We start from the raw sequence: 1,442 nt of genomic DNA, 5'->3' as shown, positions 1-1,442 counted from the left end.
GCTCCAACTCCAGCCGCCCCAGGCTCGCCTCCAGCTCGCGCGCCGCCGCTCTCGCCGCTTCCACCTGGGAGCGCGCGACCTCCGCCTCCGTCGCCGCGTTCTCCACCTCCACCGGCGCCACGAACTCCTTCGCTTTCAGCTGCTCGGCCTGCCGCGCATCCCTCGCTCGCGCCTCCGCCTCTCGCTCCTTCGCGCTCACCTGCGCTCGCGCCGCCTCCAGCCTCGCCACCGTCTCCACCGCCGTCGCCTTCCGCACGCGAACCTGCACCCCGTACGCGTCCGCTCGCGAGGCCACCAGCGCCTCCAACATCGACACCCGTCCTCGCGCCTCCGCCACCTGCTGCTCCAGCAGCTTCAAGCGCGTCCGCACCTGCGCGTCATCCAGGCGCAGCAGCACCGCTCCCTGCTCCACCTGCTGTCCCTCTCGCACCGAGATGTCCGCCACCACCCCCGAGCGCTGTGCCTGCACTCGCGCTGTCTCCCCCACCGGCGCCACCACCGCCTGCGCTCGCACCACCACGTCCAGCTCGATGAAGAACAACGCGCCGAAGCCCAGCAACGCCAGCCCCGCACACACCAGGTACAGCGTCCGCAACACGTGCCGTGTCCTCGGGAAGTCGAGCACCGGCAACAGCTCGCGATAGGTGTCCTCACTCACCGCCATGACCCACCTCCGTGCCATGGCGCTTCCAGTTCGGCGTCGCCTGTGCGAGCGCGCTGTACAGCTTGCCCTGCGCCGACATCAGCGACTCGTGCGTCCCCATCTGCGAGATGCGCCCCTCGTTCATCACCACGATGCGGTCCGCGTGCTGCAACGTCTGGAGCCGGTGGCTGATGATGAGCGTCGTCCGCCCTCGCACGATGTCTCTCAGCCGGTCGTGAATCGCCTGCTCCGCCAGCGGGTCCAGCGCCGCCGTCGCCTCGTCGAAGATGAGGATGCGCGGGTCCGTCACCAACGCCCTCGCGATGATGACCCGCTGCCGCTGCCCTCCCGACAACGTCAACCCGCGCTCCCCCACCAGCGTCTGGAACCCGTACGGCAGCTCCGTGACGAAGTCGTACGCCCCCGCGAGCTGCGCCGCCCTCACCACCGCCTGCTCCGTCACCGGACGCCCACAGGCGATGTTGTCGAACACCGTGCCGGAGAAGAGCTGCGTCTCCTGCGTCACCATCCCTATCTGCCCACGCACCGACTCGGGCGTCACGTCTCGCAGGTTGTAGCCGTCAATCGAGACCGTCCCCTCGCTCGGGTCATGCAACCGCAACAGCAGCCGCACCAGCGTGCTCTTCCCACACCCCGACGGCCCCACCAACGCCACCACCTCGCCCGGCGCGAACTCCAAGTCCAACCGCTCCAACGTGTTGGACTCCCTGCCACTCCCATAGCGGAAGCTCACCCCGCGAAACCGCAGGTGCCCCTTCACCCTCGGCAGCTCCAACAC

The 1,442-nt window shown here is 69.3% G+C and carries 2 protein-coding genes; both read right to left on the bottom strand.

Features of this window, described 5'->3' with window-relative positions:
• Positions 1-664 (bottom strand): biotin/lipoyl-binding protein (locus FL311_RS43110; RefSeq protein WP_194869639.1); only part of this gene is annotated, 664 nt, incomplete at its 3' end.
• Positions 651-1,442, bottom strand: a 792-nt coding sequence (locus FL311_RS43105; protein ID WP_194869638.1) for an ABC transporter ATP-binding protein, incomplete at its 5' end; no start/stop codon positions are given. The genes FL311_RS43105 and FL311_RS43110, both read right to left, overlap by 14 nt.

The sequence above is a fragment of the Myxococcus sp. AB025B genome (assembly GCF_006518215.1).
Lineage (GTDB): Bacteria > Myxococcota > Myxococcia > Myxococcales > Myxococcaceae > Myxococcus > Myxococcus fulvus.
Note: the sequence above shows the minus strand (reverse complement) of the source record. Positions and strands in the feature narration are given on the sequence as shown.